General features: G+C 69.8%; 17 protein-coding genes. 10 read left to right on the forward strand and 7 right to left on the reverse strand.

Features of this window, described 5'->3' with window-relative positions; translation table 11 throughout:
- From CCN72_RS04640 to CCN72_RS04655, 4 genes are all read right to left on the reverse strand, one after another.
- Positions 1 to 216, reverse strand: a complete 216-nt coding sequence (locus CCN72_RS04640; protein ID WP_086806453.1) for a hypothetical protein — start codon at positions 214 to 216, stop codon at positions 1 to 3.
- Positions 217 to 440: 224 nt separating this feature from the next.
- A complete protein-coding gene (locus tag CCN72_RS04645) occupies positions 441 to 1,022 on the reverse strand; it encodes a restriction endonuclease (protein ID WP_425276125.1) in 582 nt (193 codons plus the stop codon).
- Between the two features lie 437 nt (positions 1,023 to 1,459).
- Positions 1,460 to 2,986, reverse strand: coding sequence for an amino acid permease (locus CCN72_RS04650; protein ID WP_086806439.1), 1,527 nt, complete (start codon positions 2,984 to 2,986; stop codon positions 1,460 to 1,462).
- Positions 2,987 to 3,031: 45 nt separating this feature from the next.
- The gene (locus CCN72_RS04655) at positions 3,032 to 3,883 is read right to left on the reverse strand and encodes a hypothetical protein (protein ID WP_086806440.1); all 852 of its coding nucleotides are present in this window, start codon (positions 3,881 to 3,883) and stop codon (positions 3,032 to 3,034) included.
- 561 nt (positions 3,884 to 4,444) lie between these two features.
- On the opposite strand from CCN72_RS04655, the gene CCN72_RS04660 reads away from it, so the two are divergent.
- Complete coding sequence (locus CCN72_RS04660; protein ID WP_086806441.1) at positions 4,445 to 5,020, forward strand: nucleotidyltransferase domain-containing protein; 576 nt, start codon at positions 4,445 to 4,447, stop codon at positions 5,018 to 5,020.
- Here CCN72_RS04660 and CCN72_RS04665 read toward each other — a convergent pair.
- From CCN72_RS04665 to CCN72_RS04675, 3 genes are read right to left on the reverse strand one after another with little or no spacing between them, the layout of a single operon-like run.
- The gene (locus CCN72_RS04665; RefSeq protein ID WP_086806442.1) at positions 5,007 to 5,465 is read right to left on the reverse strand and encodes a PPC domain-containing DNA-binding protein; all 459 of its coding nucleotides are present in this window, start codon (positions 5,463 to 5,465) and stop codon (positions 5,007 to 5,009) included. The two genes, CCN72_RS04660 and CCN72_RS04665, sit on opposite strands and share 14 nt — an antisense overlap.
- A gap of 26 nt (positions 5,466 to 5,491) precedes the next feature.
- On the reverse strand, positions 5,492 to 6,493 hold the full coding sequence (locus CCN72_RS04670; RefSeq protein ID WP_086806443.1) for an asparaginase: 1,002 nt from the start codon (positions 6,491 to 6,493) through the stop codon (positions 5,492 to 5,494).
- Between the two features lie 58 nt (positions 6,494 to 6,551).
- Positions 6,552 to 8,114, reverse strand: coding sequence for a helix-turn-helix domain-containing protein (locus tag CCN72_RS04675; RefSeq protein WP_158101319.1), 1,563 nt, complete (start codon positions 8,112 to 8,114; stop codon positions 6,552 to 6,554).
- Between the two features lie 156 nt (positions 8,115 to 8,270).
- Between CCN72_RS04675 and CCN72_RS39890 the strand changes: the two genes are divergently transcribed.
- From CCN72_RS39890 to CCN72_RS04720, 9 genes are read left to right on the forward strand one after another with little or no spacing between them, the layout of a single operon-like run.
- Positions 8,271 to 9,032, forward strand: a complete 762-nt coding sequence (locus CCN72_RS39890; protein WP_208637918.1) for a hypothetical protein — start codon at positions 8,271 to 8,273, stop codon at positions 9,030 to 9,032.
- Positions 9,029 to 9,715 (forward strand): dTMP kinase, encoded by a 687-nt coding sequence (locus tag CCN72_RS04685; RefSeq protein ID WP_086806445.1) that lies wholly within the window; start codon positions 9,029 to 9,031, stop codon positions 9,713 to 9,715. Before CCN72_RS39890 ends, CCN72_RS04685 begins: the two co-directional genes overlap by 4 nt.
- Entirely contained in the window at positions 9,708 to 10,577 is an 870-nt protein-coding gene (locus CCN72_RS04690) for an isocitrate lyase/phosphoenolpyruvate mutase family protein (RefSeq protein WP_208637919.1), read from the forward strand. The genes CCN72_RS04685 and CCN72_RS04690 overlap by 8 nt, the downstream gene beginning before the upstream one ends.
- Positions 10,568 to 11,038, forward strand: a complete 471-nt coding sequence (locus CCN72_RS04695; RefSeq protein ID WP_086806446.1) for an NUDIX domain-containing protein — start codon at positions 10,568 to 10,570, stop codon at positions 11,036 to 11,038. Before CCN72_RS04690 ends, CCN72_RS04695 begins: the two co-directional genes overlap by 10 nt.
- Before the next feature lie 5 nt (positions 11,039 to 11,043).
- A complete protein-coding gene (locus CCN72_RS04700; RefSeq protein ID WP_086806456.1) occupies positions 11,044 to 11,709 on the forward strand; it encodes a TylF/MycF/NovP-related O-methyltransferase in 666 nt (221 codons plus the stop codon).
- The gene (locus CCN72_RS04705) at positions 11,706 to 12,629 is read left to right on the forward strand and encodes an NAD(P)-dependent oxidoreductase (protein WP_086806447.1); all 924 of its coding nucleotides are present in this window, start codon (positions 11,706 to 11,708) and stop codon (positions 12,627 to 12,629) included. The genes CCN72_RS04700 and CCN72_RS04705 overlap by 4 nt, the downstream gene beginning before the upstream one ends.
- Positions 12,626 to 13,492 carry a hypothetical protein gene (locus tag CCN72_RS38870; RefSeq protein WP_086806448.1) on the forward strand — a complete coding sequence of 289 codons (867 nt, stop codon included), beginning with the start codon at positions 12,626 to 12,628 and terminating at the stop codon, positions 13,490 to 13,492. Before CCN72_RS04705 ends, CCN72_RS38870 begins: the two co-directional genes overlap by 4 nt.
- 30 nt (positions 13,493 to 13,522) lie before the next feature.
- Positions 13,523 to 15,382 (forward strand): radical SAM protein, encoded by a 1,860-nt coding sequence (locus tag CCN72_RS04715; protein WP_086806449.1) that lies wholly within the window; start codon positions 13,523 to 13,525, stop codon positions 15,380 to 15,382.
- Complete coding sequence (locus tag CCN72_RS04720; protein WP_086806450.1) at positions 15,379 to 16,098, forward strand: 2OG-Fe(II) oxygenase; 720 nt, start codon at positions 15,379 to 15,381, stop codon at positions 16,096 to 16,098. The genes CCN72_RS04715 and CCN72_RS04720 overlap by 4 nt, the downstream gene beginning before the upstream one ends.
- The last annotated feature ends 23 nt before the right edge of the window (positions 16,099 to 16,121 follow it).

Consider the following 16,121-nt stretch of genomic DNA (forward strand, 5'->3'; position numbering starts at 1 on the left):
TCAAGGGCTGCTGGTCTGCGAAAGGCTGTGGGCGAGCTGGCCCACGGCGTTGAGAATGCCTTGCCCGAAGCTGGTGGGTGCGATCAGCACGCCGAACACCAGCACGATGACCACGGTCAGCTTCTCATCGAACCGGCTGCGGGCATGCGTACGTCGGCGCAGCCGCACGATGATGACGACAGCCAGCAGAACTGCCACGTTGATACTCAGAACCACCTGGCCAGCCCTCCCGCGCACAACGCTCTGACCCGCCTTCCTGCATAGCCGGAACTCGACAGCACCACGTTTCGATCACCGGTGATTGGCGACGGAGTGCCTGGTCAATGGCTGGATTGGGGCAGCTGCGCCGAGCGACAGCAGCGTCACCTGCCCCATCGGCCGCCGGGGCGGACGGGCCCCGGCCCTCGGCCTCCGTCGCACTGGCCGCCCTGCCCTGCGCGTCAGGACAGGGCGGTGGGGCGGCGAGGCGGCGGGATGCGGTCCAGCAGATTCCACAGAGGGCGCGAGCCGGCTGCCCATTCACCCAGCAGTCGGCGGTCCACGAGGTGTATCCGGTGCTCTGCGCCCCAGGGGATGGCCTTGGAGGAGAAACGGCCATTGGTGAGCACGACCGCGACGTCCGCTCCGTGGATCTGCCGTGCGGTGCCGTTGACCTGCTGCAGGACACCGACGCCGACGGCGGAGCCGCGGTCCCCGTCCCGGCGGTGCTTGCACTGGATGGCCCAGACGCGCCCCATGGGATCGACGGCGCGCACGTCGCAGGCGTTGTCGCCGGCACCGCCGAGCTGCTCCGCCTGGCAGCCGTCCCGTCGCATCAGGTCCCGTATGGCGAACTCGAACGCGCGGTGGTCCAGGGCATCCAGCTCCGCGATCCGCATGCGCAGAGCGCGGGCACGCACACGCTCCCACTCCGCCCGCTGCCGCGCCTGCTGCAGCCAGAAGCCACCGGCCACCGCGGCGATCACGGCGGCGATGAGGAGGATCCACCAGTGCACCAGCAGCCAGTGCACGACGGTGATCACCAACCCAATCGCCAGAACCCCAGCCCCCAATAGGGCCAGCTGGCCGTCCTGCTTCTTGGAACGGCGGGCCGGCCGACGCCGTGCAGGACGCCGCGCCGGACGTCGGCCGCTCATCGAGCCGTCCCCGGCTCAACCGGCAGACTGCGCTCAGCAGACCGGGCGACGACCCTTATAGGGACAGCGACCCACTCGCGCGCCTCCATCCGTACCGCCATGAAGGAACTCCCCCCTATCCACAGGCTGTTGACAATCCCCTCGCAGGTTATGAGAGCACGCACCACTGACAGCGGGTCTAGATGCGATCACCTGGAGTGAACGGTTTTCGGTCAGCGCCGGCCGCTTCCCGCTGCGGCTGGGCACCGACAACCTGGGGTTTTCGGTACTCGCCCGACATGCTTCAGCCGTTTCGCGGCAAGCGCCGGATCCAACCACTCCTCTCAGCGGACGCCGGCCCTCCCACCGGCATCCGTCCGATCCAGGGTGGAGTTGCGCGGGTGCGCAGGGTTGAGGAACCACTTGCGCGCGGAGGCCAGCCACCAGATGCCGCAGAAGGCGATGACGACGCCGACCGCGACGGGCGCGTAGTTGAAGGTGTTCGCGGTGACTGGTGAGGTCTGCGGCAGCATGAACAGCACGGTGATCACCAGAACCCAGGCAACGGCGATCGTGCCGACGACGGGGGACCAGGAGCCGAGGTGCCAAGGACCACGCTCGAACCGGCTCCCCTGGCGGAGCCGGAGGTACGTCGGGATGACATAGGCGATGTACAGGCCGATGGTCGCGATCGAGGTGACGGCCGCGTAAGCGGTGGTGTTCCACAGGTAGGGCAGGCCGAGCGCGAAGGCGCCCCCAGTGGCGAGCCATACGGCGTTGGTGGGCGTGCGGGTGGCGGGGTTCAGCTGGTGCCACACCTTGGAGAAGGGCAGGGCGCCGTCGCGGGAGAAGGCGTAGATCATGCGGGAGTTGGCGGTGACGGATGCCATGCCACAGAAAAGCTGGGCGACGATGACAACCAGCAGCAGCCACTTGCCGGCCGCCGCGCCGAGGGCGTCTATCAGGATCTGCGCCGGGGGCACCCCGGTCCCTGAGCCGAGTGCGCCGGCGTAGGACTGGATGGCGTAGGTGAAGCCGAACAGCAGGATGAACCCGGCGGCGAGGGAGACGAGGATCGAGCGGACGATGCCCTTGGGGCCGGCGGTGGAGGCGTCGATGGTCTCCTCGGTCATGTGGGCGGAGGCGTCGTAGCCGGTGAAGGTGTACTGCGCCATCAGCAGTCCGATCAGCACCACGTAGGTGCTGGAGGAGAAGCCGGTGTTGTTGACGAACTCGCCGAAGACGAAGCCGGTCGACCGGTGGTGGTCGGGCACGAGCACCAGGGCGCCGCAGATGACCACGACGCCCAGGATGTGCCACCAGATGGAGACCTCGTTGAGAAAGGCGACGATGCGGACCCCGAAGGTGTTCAGCACGCCGTGCAGCACGAGGATGATCCCGAACAGCGTGATGGTGTGACCGGGCGTGGCCGCGAAGTCGAACTGAAGATCGAGCAGGGCGTTGAGGAAGGTCGCGGCGCCGAAGTCGACGCCCGCGGTCACCGCTATCTGGCCCAGGGCGTTGAACCAGCCGGTGAACCACGCCCAGGCCGCGGCCGTTCTCGCGGGGGCCATGCGGTGGGCCCAGAAGTACAGGCCGGCGCTGGTCGGGTAGGAGGAGCAGACCTCGGCCATCGACAGGCCGACGAACAAGGTCATCAGGCCGACGAACAGCCAGCCCCACATGATCACGGCCGGGCCGCCGGTATTCATGCCGTAGCCGTACAGGGTCATGCAGCCGGACAGGATCGAGATGATCGTGAAGCTGACACCGAAGTTGGCCCGGCCGGACATGGAGCGGGCGAGCGTCTGCTGGTAGCCGAGCTGCTTCAGGCGTTCCTCGTCGGAGACGCGGGAGACGTCAAGAGGCATGGGGGTGCCGTCCTTCGTACATCGGAGGGAGTGGTGTCAGGGTGGTCAGGGGTGCCGGCGTCGCGGCGGGCTGTAGGCCCAGGCTCGGTGCCGCAGGAACAGATCTTCCGGCTGGCCGCAGTAGGACCACGGGACGCGGGTGGCATAGGGGCCGATCGCGTCGAAGACCTCCGCCGCTTCGCTGTGGCGGTTGGCGAACGACAGGGCGTGTGCCAGGTAGTTGGCGTCATCGGCGAAGCAGGCGTGCGGGCCAGGTGCGCGGTAGCGCCACCAGCGTTCCAGCACAGGGTCGATCTGCGGGCAGTCGATCCAGGGGTGGATGGTCAACCCGTACGCCGTCTGGTCCTTCTCCTGACGGGATCGGTGGGCCTCGGCGATCACGACCAGAGGCAGGACCGCGATCGGCAGCCCCTGCGGGGCGATGGACGCCTGCTCCTCGGCCCACCACATCGCCTCCCCCGGCCGACCGTGGTACCGCTGGAACAGATAGGTGACGACTTCGTGGTGGGCCTCGCGATTCCACGGGTCACGCTGCTTGATCTCCGCCCACACATGCCGCAGGGTCGACCGATCCGGTGCGTGCGTCCGCAGCAACGCGAGCATCACCACCAGGGGCGCAACGTCGTGCGGCCACACTCCCAGCGCGGTACGGCAGGTGGCCCAGGCTTCCTCCATCAGTGACCGGCCGCTGGTCCGCCCGGCGATCATCGCGCGGAGGGCTTGTACATTCGCGAGCAGGGCCAGTGCGTGCGGCGAGCGGGGCTCTGCCTTCGCCCAGGTGTCGGCGAACCGCAGCCGCGCACCCGCCTCGGCCAGCACCTGGAGGCGGAAAATCCGCCGGTCCCAGTCCGCGCCCGTAGAGGCCAACAGCTGCTGCGGCCCCTCCCAGCGCCCCATGGAGGCATCTTCCAAGGCCCGCCGCAGTGCTTCGTCACCCCGTGCTGGGCGCGTGTCGAGGGGCTCTCCGGTTCTCATCCCTTCTTGACCCCGTCCACCCGCGACTGGACAAGGCGGTCTTCCCGCCAAGCTGCGCACCCGTAGGCGGTGGGTCCAGAAGTTCCGATGCAGAGAGCGGGGGATGGCGCGCTGATCATCGGAGTACGGACCTCCTGTGATGACGTGTGGGTAGCGTCTCCCGGAACCTGGCTTGGTCACGGCAGCGCAGCGGCTACCGTCGAAGGGCGGTACGAGCGCCCAGTGCCGCGCCTTCATTTCAAGCGCGCTCGGACCGGGAAGCTGTGGCTCGGGGCGCCGGGCATCGACCGCCTCAAGTCACAGCTCAACCATGGCCGCGCACTCCCCGGATGCTCATGCGTGTTTATGAGCACGTGCGACCGGAGGGCGATCGGCCGCCCGTCGGCCCACTTTCAGCTACCGGTTCCAGCACCTCGTCACTGGGAGGATGGAGGGGTGAATGCTGACGAATTGGGGCGCTGGGCACCTGAGCGTCCAGAAGACATGGCTGACCTTTTCGCCAAGGCGGTCTTCCCATGGTGGATCGCCGGCGGGTACGCGATCGAACTCGCGGTCGGTCGTGAGCTGCGCCCGCACGGCGACCTCGACGTCCTAATCCTCCGCCGCGACCAAGCCCTCCTACGTGATCTTCTGGCTGGCTGGGATCTGTCCGTAGCTGATCCGCCTGGTCTGGGGCGATTGCGTCCGTGGCATTCTGGGGAGGTTCTTCAGCCGCCCCTCCACGACATCTGGTGTCGGCGTACGCCGGAGGCACCCTGGTCGGTGCAGCTCATGCTGGACGAGTCTGAGGGTCACGAGTGGGTCTCGCGGCGCACCCCGCAGATCCGGCTTCCGATCGAGCGGGTGGGGCGGACGAGCGCAAGCGGCATTCCCTATCTCGCACCCGAGGTGCAGCTCTTCTATAAGGCGAAGGCGACGCGGGACAAGGACGAGACCGACTTCGAGGCGGTTCTGCCGCTGCTGGAGGAGGGACAACGCGTCTGGTTGGCGGAGGCGATCAAGGTGATCGCGCCGGACCACCCCTGGCTTCGCCGACTCCTGCCGGTCAGCCGAACGTGAGCAGCGGAACGTCGTAGAGGTCGGGGTTCAGGGGCCGGGTCATCATGGGCGACGTGACCTCCACGATCAGCAGTTCGCTGAGGAACTGGACCTTGGCGCTGAGGAGGTGGCTGGTCCTGCCGTCGGCCGACTGGGCCTTCAGACCGGCGGAGACGTGGATGTGCGGGAGTATTCCGCCGGTGGCGGGGTCATGGGCAAGGGTGCCGGCGCCGAACGCCTCGACGTTGGTGACGTACGTCTTCGCCCAGACCGGTGCGTCCGGGTCCGCGAGCTTCTCGCAAGCACCCACGATCTCAGCCTCCGCGAAGGCTCCGATGAACGAGGGGATATAGCCCTGCCGGACGCCGTTGCCCCGGCAGAAGGCGGACAGCGCCTCGAAGAAGTCCTCCCCGTGGTCGAAGGTGACGCCGAAGGTACGACCGACGGTCAGCTCGTGAGCACGCATGTGCGGGTGTCTCCTCAGAGGTGGGATCAGCGGGCGGAGGCGGTGGTGAAGGTCTCGCGGACCGTCGCTCCGTCGGCGCCCTGGGCGAGCAGAGCGTGCAGGAGGAGCCGCGCCTGGTACGGGCCGAGGTCTCCGGCGCCGATGAGCCCACGGCCGAGGAGGTCCTTCTCGGAGCCGGGGAAGCCGTACGTGTCGGACAGGACGGGGCCGTTGCCGATGCGGGAAGCGAGGACCACGGGGATACGGGACGCGAGCTTGGTGAGCCCTTCGACAAGGCGCTCCGGGACGTGGCCGACACCGAAGGCCGCGACCACGAGTCCGTCGCAGTTGCCGTCCCACAGGTCGAGCAGGGTGCCGTCGTCGCCGAGGGTGACGGTGTAGAGACCGACGCGCGCCTCACGGTCGGGGGCGCCGACCAGCGGTCCGCGGGACGGCAAGCCGCCCACCATCCGCACCCGGTTCTCCGCGATTCGCGCGATCGGGCCGCTTGCTGGTGAGGTGAAGGCGGCGGGGCTGGTGGTGTGGGACTTGCGGACGGTCCGGGCGGAGTGGACCTCGTCGCCGAGTACGACGAGGCAGCCGACTTCGCTGAGTCCAGGGTCGGCGGCGGCCAGGACGGCGGCATGGAGGTTGGCCGGGCCGTCGGCGCCGGGCAGGGTGGGGTTGCGCATCGCGCCGGTGACGACAACCGGCTGCTCGTGGCCGTGGTAGAGGTCGAGGAGGAAGGCGGTCTCCTCGATGGTGTCGGTGCCCTGCGTGATGACGACCCCGTTGACCTCTCCGGTCTCCAGCTCCGCCGCGATCGCGGCCGACAGTGCGGTGAGGTCCTCGAAGGTCAGGGAAGCGCCGGGCAGGCGTCGGAAGTCCCGCACCTTGAGACCGATGCCACTCGTGGCCAACGCGGGTACCGCGGCGAGGAGTTCATGGGCCGAAAGCGCCGGCACGACGCCTCCGGTGGTGGGATCCGTGGTCATGGCGATCGTGCCGCCGAGGGAGAAGACCGCCACGTTCCTGACCGACTCCGTCATTCCCCTGCTCCCCTGTCCGGACGCCGCCGAGCACTGCCTCACGAGTGGTTCACGCAGGCTATCGGGTCGGCGCCGTCCGGGTACGCGGAATGATCACCATCTGCTCGGCCACGAACCGGCAGGCGGCCTCCAGCCCTTCGAGGCCGAGCAACCGGCTGCGCGGCCGGGCAAGCCGCTCCGTACCGGCCACCGACAACTGTGCGCACCGGCGACCGAGCCAGGAGGCGTCGAGGCCGAGGTACTCCGCCGTTGCCGCAAGGCGCTGCCCTGCCTGCCCTGCCGCCGTGGCCGAGTGCTGGCTGACGTGGCCCGTCACATCGGCGAACGTCCGCAGGGCTCCCGGCCGCGCGGTGACCGCGAGGCGAGACGCCCCCTCGGTCCGTACCCATGAGGCGATAACGGCCCGGCGCCCGTGGGAGAGCGCGAAGCCGTCGGTGTGAGCGAAGCCTCCGTCGTCGGTCACCCAGGTGCGGATGCCGAAGGACTCCATGAGCGCGATGGCGAGGAAGAGCAGAACGCGCTCGTACGCGGGTGAGGAGGCGACAGCACTCTCGGGGATGCAGAACCCCCGGCCGCTGGTACCGCCCGGACTCCGGGGTGCCATTCGTTCGAGGTAGCGGTATTTGTGCCGGAAGAACAGCCACGTGGCAGCCTCTTCACCGCGCTGCTCCCTGGTCCAGAAGACGGGCGCGTCGCCCAGGTGGTCACGGTGGCCCAGGATGTACCGGGCCGCGGTCTCCGAGCCGATCAGCATCCGGGACACTTCGGTCAGGCTCTGGTCGGAGGCGGCTGGTGAACCTGGGGAAACGGTGAGCGACGCCAGCGATGTGTGCAGGGCTTGGTCGTCGCCGAGAAGTGCCGCCTCGAAGCCGGACACGGCCCAGAGGATGCCGTAGGTCAGATCGTCCAGTTCGTACGCGGCGGGGATGTCGAGCGGGGTGGAGGCGGTAGCGCGTACGCCGCTCGACCGGGCGTCGGTGACGAACTGCCGGACCGCCCCGTCCACCGTGCGGTTCGCGACGACGAGCGCGCGCATCGGCATGGCGCGCCAGGCATCCAGCTCCGGGCGGGAATCGAGCCTCAGGCTGTCCCCGAGGAAGGAGGCCGCGGGAAGGGACAACGCAGGAAGCGCCGTCGTCGGGACGGACCGGCCGGCGGGTAACAGAAGCTGACCCGGCCCTTCGGACAGCGTTGCATACCCACGGGCTCCGGTACCCGCCGTTCCCGGCCGGCCCGTGGAGTGCGGGATGTGCGGATCGGCCGTGGGCAGGAGCCCGAGCAGCTCCTCCGGGACTCCGAGCGCATCGGTCCACTGGACGAACTGCCGTCGGTCGCGGATCTGTTTGAGCCCTCGTTCCAGTCTGCTGACCTCGGCCTGGTCGATGCTGACCATCCGCGCCACGCCGGCCTGGGAGAGGCCCGTGTGCTTCCGGAACAGCTTGACGACGGTGCCGAGGTCCCATGCAGCCACGGCTCGCCGGACCGTCGGATCACGCCAGAAGGCCGGGTCGGCCCGTCGGGCGGCCGGCCCGCCCTGGCACGAGGCGCATCGTTTACCGGCATTGAAGCGGCTGAGAAGGGCACCGCAGCGCGTACACCGCCGCTGTCCGCTGTCGACCATGGTCGGCATTCTCCCTCGCTCTGTGATCACCCGGGCACGTTCCGCTGATGGGGCTCATAAACACTCATAGGCGTGGGCCTTCGTGGCGGCCATCGTGGTGGAGCACCGCCGACCGGAGCCGCGTGCCGCGACTCCCCGGACGTGAGGATCCGACCTGTGACCTCCTTGACCCTGCCACCCCGGCCCCCCGGTTCGCCGCCGCTCGCCCATGCCTGGCAGACGCTGGCGGACGGGCTGCTGACCCAGCGGCTCCATCTCCACCTTGACGAATGGCGGGCTGCCGTCGCCGAGGAAAAGACGCTGCCGGACGTGCCAGGCGCCGATGTCTCCGCGCTGGCCCAACGCCCGTCTCCGCTGCCGGCAAGTGACGAGTCCGCGATGGCGCTGCTGGGGGACGCCGGGCTCGGCTTCTGGTGGGAGCTGCCCCAGAGGCATGGAGTGGAGTCGCGGAACCAGCGCGGGGCGCTCCACCGCGCCGCCGACACCGCTGCCCAGAATCTCCTCGTCGAGCAGTCCGGGGCGTCCTGGTCCGACGCTGTGATCGCCGTCAGCGGCGCCGCCGCGTGGTGGGTGGGCTTCTTCGCGGTCATCCGCCACCGCGGGGTGCACCACATCACGCTGGAGCCGCACCCGAGCCCGGTCCATGAGCAGGCCCTGGGCACCGCCGTGAGCGTCGTGGCCCACGGCATGGCCACGCGGGTGCTGGAGACGGCGCTGCGCGACTCCGCCGACGACCAGGCCCTCCGCGCCACGTACTGCCGGGCCATCGAGGTCGGTATCTGCGCCGAGCCCGAGCTACCGCGCCTCGTCGACGAGTTGGCGGAGCTGCGGCTGGTGGACCTGGTGTCCACCACGGCCCGCTGGCGCGGCCGTTTCACCAAGTACGCCGGCGGCACGGGGGCGGGGCAGGTCGAATGAACCACCGCTATCCGTTCATCGTCATCGAGGGGCTCGACGGCACCGGCAAGACGACGCTGCGCAAGGGCCTGTTCCGGCTCTGGGAGGGGCTTTACGGCGTCACCCCGCTGTGCGTGCTCACCACCAACTTCCTCGCCGCCGACCAGGCCGCCGCCATCGTCACCGGTAAGTACCAGCCGAACGCCGGGAACCGTGACGCCTACCTGTCCGCGATCGCGTCGGACAAGCGGGCCACGCTGGATCGCCTTGTGCTCCCTCAGCGACCGGCCCGGCCCGTGATCGCGGATCGCTGGCTGCTCAGCGAGCTGGCCTTCTTCGCCGTGAAGCACGGCATGAGGGCGTCGGAGACGTACGAGACGCTGGCCGCGCACCTCACCGTGGCCCCCGATCTCACGCTCGTCCTGGACCTGGAGACCGACGCCTCGATGAGCCGGGCGCAGGCCCGACAGGGAGACGCCGTCCGAGCCGACTGGGACGTGCACGACGTGCAGAGCCGGGTTCGTGAGACCTATGAGGCCGTGGTCACGAAGCCCGACCAGTTCCCGCTCCTCGGCGACGTGGTCCGCCTGGATGCCCGCCGCCCCCGGTCCGAGGTGCTGCTCGCCGCCTGGGACGTACTGCGCGATCGACAGCTGGTACCGCCCATCGGCGCCCACACGGAAGGAGGAGAGACCCGTGACTGACGGCACGAAGGCGAGGCGTCTGCGCGAGGCCCTCGACGACAGCGAGCGGAAGCACCCTCTCCTGGCGATCGGTGCGGTGAACGCACTCGCCGCGCATGTCGCGGCGGAGGCGGGCTTCGACGCCCTGTGGGTGAGCGGTCTGGAGGTGTCCGCCGCCTCCGGGCTACCGGACGCCAACGTCCTGGGTCCCCGGGACCTGTCCGACGTGGTCGCCTCCCTCGGCCGCGTCACCGAACTGCCTGTCATCGTCGACATCGACAACGCGGGCGGCTCGGGGCGCACGGCGGAGCGGTTCGCGTACGACCTGATGCGCGCCGGAGCCGCGGCAGTGTGTGTCGAGGACAGCGCGTACCCCAAGTGCAACAGCTTCGCGGCCCACCGTGCCCAGAGCCTCGCCGACCGGGACCTGCTGTGCGAGCAGGTGGGGCGCATACGGAAGACCGCCGATGACGGCCTCGTGGTCGTGGCTCGCACCGAGGCCCTGATCGCCGGCGAGGACATGACCACGGCGATCGCCCGCGCCGAGGCGTACGCCGAGGCCGGAGCGGATGCGATCCTCATCCACTCCAAGGACGCGACCGGTGATCAGGCGCGGGCCATCGGACGGGCTTGGGACCACGGCGTGCCGCTGGTCAGCGTGCCCACGGCGTTCCCCGACCTGAGCGCCGCCGAGCTCGGCGAGGCCGGCTTCCGCCTCTGCATCTACGCGAACCAGCTCAGCCGTGCCGCCCTTGCGGGTATGCGCACCGCCGCTCGTCAGTTCCAGCGCGGAGGGAGCTTCCGCTCCACCGGCGCGGGGTCCCTCGCGGAGGTCGGCGACCTGATGCGCGTCGGCGAACCGGAGGCGCTGTCATGCCTCTGACGCCCGAACTGCCTCGGATCAGCGTCTCCGTGAAGGCGGCGATCGTGCGCGACGGTGCCGTCCTGCTCCTGTCATACGTCGACGAGGCCGGGTTCCACTACAACCTCCCCGGCGGCAAGGCGCAGGTCGGCGAGGACCTGCGCCAGGCCGTGAACCGCAAGGTCGCGCAGGAGACCGGCCTCCAGGTCATGGCCCGGCGTCTGCTGTGCGTCGTCGAGTACGTCCCCGAGTCGTGGCAGGGCGAGTTCGGGGACGTACAGAAGGTTCAGTTCAACTTCCTCGCCGAGCAGGTGGACGACGCCGAGCCGCGCATGCCGGAGCCGCCGGACCCCATCCAGGTGGGCTTCGAGTGGGTTCCGCTGGAACGTCTGGGCGACGTGTACCTGCTGCCCCGGATCAACCACCCGCTGTCGGCGGCGTTGAACGGGGAGCTCGCCGACCCCTTCGTGGACAGGTGGTGACCCTCATGGATCCGACGTTGAAGGATCTGCGGGAGTGGCTGCTGCGGGAGCACTCCGGGACGGTCTGTGCCGACCGACTCAGCGTGATCGCCGACGAGCTCGCCGACATGACCGCACGCGGTCTGCCGGGAGCCGTAGTGGAACTCGGCTGCTACAGAGGCGCGACGGCCCTCTGGATCCGTAGCGTGCTCGACTCGCTGGGCGACTACGACCGCGAGATCCACGTTTACGACTCCTTCCAGGGCATGCCCGCGCCCGGCGCCGAGGACTCGGACCATCTGGCAGCGGGCGAGCTCCGGTCATCCCCGGACGACGTGCGCGCCACGCACGCGGCCTGGGGCAGGCCGACGCCGGTCATCCACCCAGGATGGTTCGACGAGACCCTTCCCAAGGAGCTGCCCAACGAGATCGCGTTCGCCTACCTGGACGGCGACTTCTACGACTCGACCCTTACGGGACTCACGCACTGCGTCACCCGCATGACGCCGACGGGCGTGCTGCTCGTCGACGACTACGCGGACGCCGCGGTCAATCCACGGGCCTGGGACGGACTGCCGGGGGTGAAGCGCGCCTGTGACGCGTACTTCGGCGCGCCGTCGCCCGTGACCGTCGTCGTCGGCGAGGGTGATCTCGCCTACGGCCGGTACGAGAAGCCAGGTTCCCTCGGATGAGCGCAGTCCTCGTGGTGCGCGGAGCGGCGGATGCGGGTGCGATCCGCCGCGCGCTGCCCGACGTCCTCGTGCACGATTTGCTGGACCTGAACTGGCCTCTGCCAGCCGACGCGGCCGTGGTCGTCCTGCGTTCCGGTGTCCGACTCGGCGAGCGGGAGCTCGACGCACTTCCTGGCCTGCGGCACGTAGTACGGACCGGCTCCGGCATCGACCACATCGACGTGAGCGCACTCCAACGCCGTGGGATCACGCTGCACCGCAACGCCGAGGCCGGGGCGGCCGCCGTGGGCGAGTGGGTCCTCGCCGCTGCTCTCGCCCTGGCCCGGCGGATCCCCCTGGGGCAGCACGCGCTCATGCTCGGCCGCCACGAGAAGGAGGCGTGCATGGGTGTCTCACTCGGCACCCTGGCGGTGGGCGTCTGGGGCGCGGGTCCGGTGGGGCTGGCCGCCGGCCGGGCCCTCGCCCCACATGTGGCGCGCACGGCCTACGCCGCATGGCCGTCGAATCCCCCCGGTCTGCGGGAGGTGTCGCAGGCGGCGCTCATGGAGCAGTCGCAGGTGCACGTGGTCGCCCTGCCACTGCGTGCCACGACCCGACAGTTCATCGGCGAGGAATTCCTGGCACGCGTCGCTCCGCAACAGCCCCTGCTGATCTGCGCCGGGCGGCTGGAGACCTTCGATATCGCCGCCTGTCTGCGGGCGTTGGCGGACGGCGGACTCTCGGGCCTCGCACTCGACCCGGTCGAGCGGGAGCACCTGCCGCTCCTCACCGGCTCCACGGTGCCGCTCAACCTCTTGGCCTCGCCCCACATCGGCGCCCAGCGGTCCGACGTGCGCGGCGCGCTCGACCGATGGGCCGTCGATCTCCTCAGGGAGATCACCGCCGACGACGAGATCCTCATCGAAGGAGGCCGCTGGTGAACTCATCAGCACAGCTGCGCCGGGAGATCGCTGACGGAGTCGCCCGGGAGCTACTCGTCTCCGGCCTGGCTCGTGAGGTCTGGCTGGAGGGAGCGCTCGCCTGCGGCTTTGCCCACGCGGCCAGCGATATCGACCTGCGCGGCATTGTGGACGGCGACCTTCCGACATGGGAGTCGCGCATCGTGGACGGCGTCCGTGTCGACCTCCAGGCGGCGGCGCCGCAGCGGGCGGAGGAACTCCGTCACCTGCTCCGCTCCTTCGACGTCCGCCGCGGCGACCTCGGATTGTTCCGCCGAGTACGCGCCTCGATGCACGACATCATGTGTCTGCGCACCGCTCTCTCATACGGCTCCGGACGCTGGGACCCGGTGCTCGATGCCGGGGAGCGCCAGGGCTACCGACGCTGGGCGGTCGCCGACCAGGCGGAGGTCGCTGCGAGTCTCGCCGAGGACCTGACCGGTCTCGTCGAAGACGGCCTGGCCGAACCCGCCCAAGTCGTGTGCCGGAAGCTGGAGACCTGCCTCACCGCGCTCGAGTGCGCGGCGGCTGGTCATCCGGTCCTGGGCGACAAGTGGCTGCCGCTGCTTGCCGGCGCTCCGTTCGGTCCGCCGATCGAGCCAGCCCACACGGAGACGTGGGAGTGGTTCCGCCCCGTTCAGCGACGCGTGGCCAGAGCGCTCCTGGGCTGCTGGCCCGTCGACGACCCCCTGCAGAAACCTCCCAACCTGGTTGCCCCTGACTCCGGCTGGCTACCGCAGCGGTACGCCGACGGGTGGTTCCTTCGCCGCGGCGACGTTCACATCCCCATCACCGGCGGACAGCTTCTCGGGTGGCTGTCCACGGTCTCCACCGATGGCGCGTAGACCGCGCCTCTCCTCCTCAGGAGTCCTCTGATGCCCGTCACCCGCACCGCCCCCATCGACATGGAGAGCCTTTACGCCCCGCTGTCGAGCACCGGGCCGGACACGGCCGTCTCCGTCATCCTCAAGCTCCGCGGGGAGACCTGCGACATCGACTGCCTGTACTGCTTCGAAAAGCGCAAAGAGTCACCGGGCGGCGCCCGGATCAGCGCGGCACAGGTCCACCGCCTCGGTTCGATCTTCTCCGGGCGTCCGCTCAGCGTCGAACTCCACGGCGGGGAGCCCCTGACCGCCGGCCGGGAACGGATCGCGGAGATCCTGGACGCGCTCGCCACACAGCCGAACGTCATCCGCGTGAGCCTCCAGACCAACGGCCTCCAACTCGACGACTCCTGGCTGGACCTGTTCGAGCGGCACTACCCGGAACTGGAGATCGGCATCTCCCTCGACGGGGACGCGCTGGGGAACTCGTGGCGAGTGGGCTACGACGGCCGCCCCACCTACCCGCGAGTGGTCGAAGCCCTGAAGCTCCTCGGCCGTCGGGAACGCCGCGCCGGCGTCATCTGCGCCGTCACCCCGTACGTCCTCGGCCGGGCCTCCGAGGTCATGGAGCACCTCGCATCCTTTCCCGCCGTGACGACGGTCAGCCTTGTGCCGTGCTTCGACGCGGCGGTCACCCGGTCGACCGCAGTGGTCGGATCTCGTGCGCCGACCAGTCGGGCACTCCAGCGAAGGGCCATCGGCCCCACCGGCCCGGCCTGGGCCGTCACGCCTCGTCAATACGCCGACTTCGTGTTGGAGGCCGCCCACCACTGGGTCGCCGACGGCGTGTTCCGCCGCGTCAAGCTGGAGCCCGTCGTGTCCGTCATCCGCCGTCTGAAGGGTCTGGGGACCCGTTCCTGTCACTTCTCCGATTTGAAGTGCGACCATGTCCTCACCCTCTATCCCGATGACCGCCTGGGAAGCTGTGACGAGCTGCCCTGGCCGCAGGCCGGCCTCGCCTCTCTCGGCGACGTCCACACCGAGGCGGACGTGGCCAGCGCCCAGGGCGGCTCTGCCTTGCTCCAGCAGGCACGCTCCCTGGTCACGAAGTGCACGACCTGCGACTACCGCGACACCTGCGGCGCGGGCTGCCCGGCGGTCCGGGTCCGCTTCGCCGCCGTCGGCGACGAAGACGCGTACTGCGACCACCGCATGCGCCTGATCGACGGCGTCGCCGCCCTCCTAGCCCAGCCAGACCTCCCGCCCGGTGCCGCATGCTCCCGGTTGCGCTGGCGTCCCGTCCGCCCCAACAACATGCACCACGTCTCCGCCTTCCTGGCTCGCTGGGACGACCCCACCGCTCCCCGCTCGCCCGCGCGTCTCCAGGTCAGCGCCAACGGGAACATCAACACGGTCGGCCTCCCCGGCGTGCACGAGGCAGACGATCTCGACCCCCACCATCCCCAGTGGTACGAGGGCATCGAGCCCGGCATCCGCCCGGTCGTCGACGCGCTCACCTCAGGCTGGAACACCGTCACCTACGACAGCTGCCAGGGCCACGCCTACGCCGACCTCCACGGAGCCGAGCCCCGGTTCCTCTCGGTCGGCATCCTGCCGCGCGACCCCGCCGAGTACGCGCGTACAGCGGCGCGCCTGTGCCATGCCGCCAGCCGAGCCGAGTCCTCCCTGCCCGGGGCGTGTTCGCTGGTCCTCGGTCGCAGCGAACTCACGTGCCGCACCACCGGCCGGGTGTATCCGACGCTCGACCTCTATCTCGTGCCCGAAGCCGGCACCACGTCGGCCGAGTACTTCGAGGACCTCGCCCAAGCGGTGCACGTACTCACGGTGGCCCTGGCCGAAGCCGCCTTTGCCCCGCCCTCCACCTCCTGCGCGTGCGGAGGCGGGCAATGATCCACATCGCCGAGACTCTGTCCATCCGTACTGTGGAGGGCTTCCTCAAGCCGGACGAGATCGAGCGACTCAGCCGCGTCATGGACGACACACTCGGCTCCCTCGGGCGCGACCGGTACGGCACGGCCCGCCGCACCACCATTCACGAGATCCCCGGTCACTCCCCCGCCGAGGCGCAGGACGTCTACGAGCCGGCCGGCCGGATCGAGATGACCGAGATCCCGTACGAGGCGACCGCCCTCCTCGACCAGGCCCTGAAGCTCCACATGGTCGCGATCACGCGCACGCTGCCGTCGGTCACCGGCCACCGGCCGTGGATCTACCTCGAATATGGGGCCGGCCAATACATCACCGCGCATGCCGACGGTATCGCCCCCGATCCCCTCACCCGTCCCCGCCAGATCGCCGCCGCGACGGTCACGCTCACGGACATCCACGACACCGGCGGCGCGTTCTACGTGGAGACCACGGGCAGCGACGCCGTCTGGACCGCCGACGAGGCGCCGACCGGGGCGGGTTACGCCCAGGGGATGCGTTTCGCACACGACGGGACGGACATGTCCTCCCGCTGGTTCCGCACCCTGCCCCGCACCCGATGGAGCGTCGCACCCGCTCCCGGCACGCTCGTGGTCTTCGGCAGCCAGCTCGTCCACGGCACCGAACCTGTCCGTGCTGGCCGCGTTCGCAAGTTCCTCACGCTCCTCGTCTCCGAGTAGGAGGCTTCGCCGCCATGACCGGC

Origin of the sequence: Streptomyces murinus (genome assembly GCF_002154555.1) — a bacterium.
GTDB classification, from domain to species: Bacteria; Actinomycetota; Actinomycetes; order Streptomycetales; family Streptomycetaceae; genus Streptomyces; species Streptomyces murinus.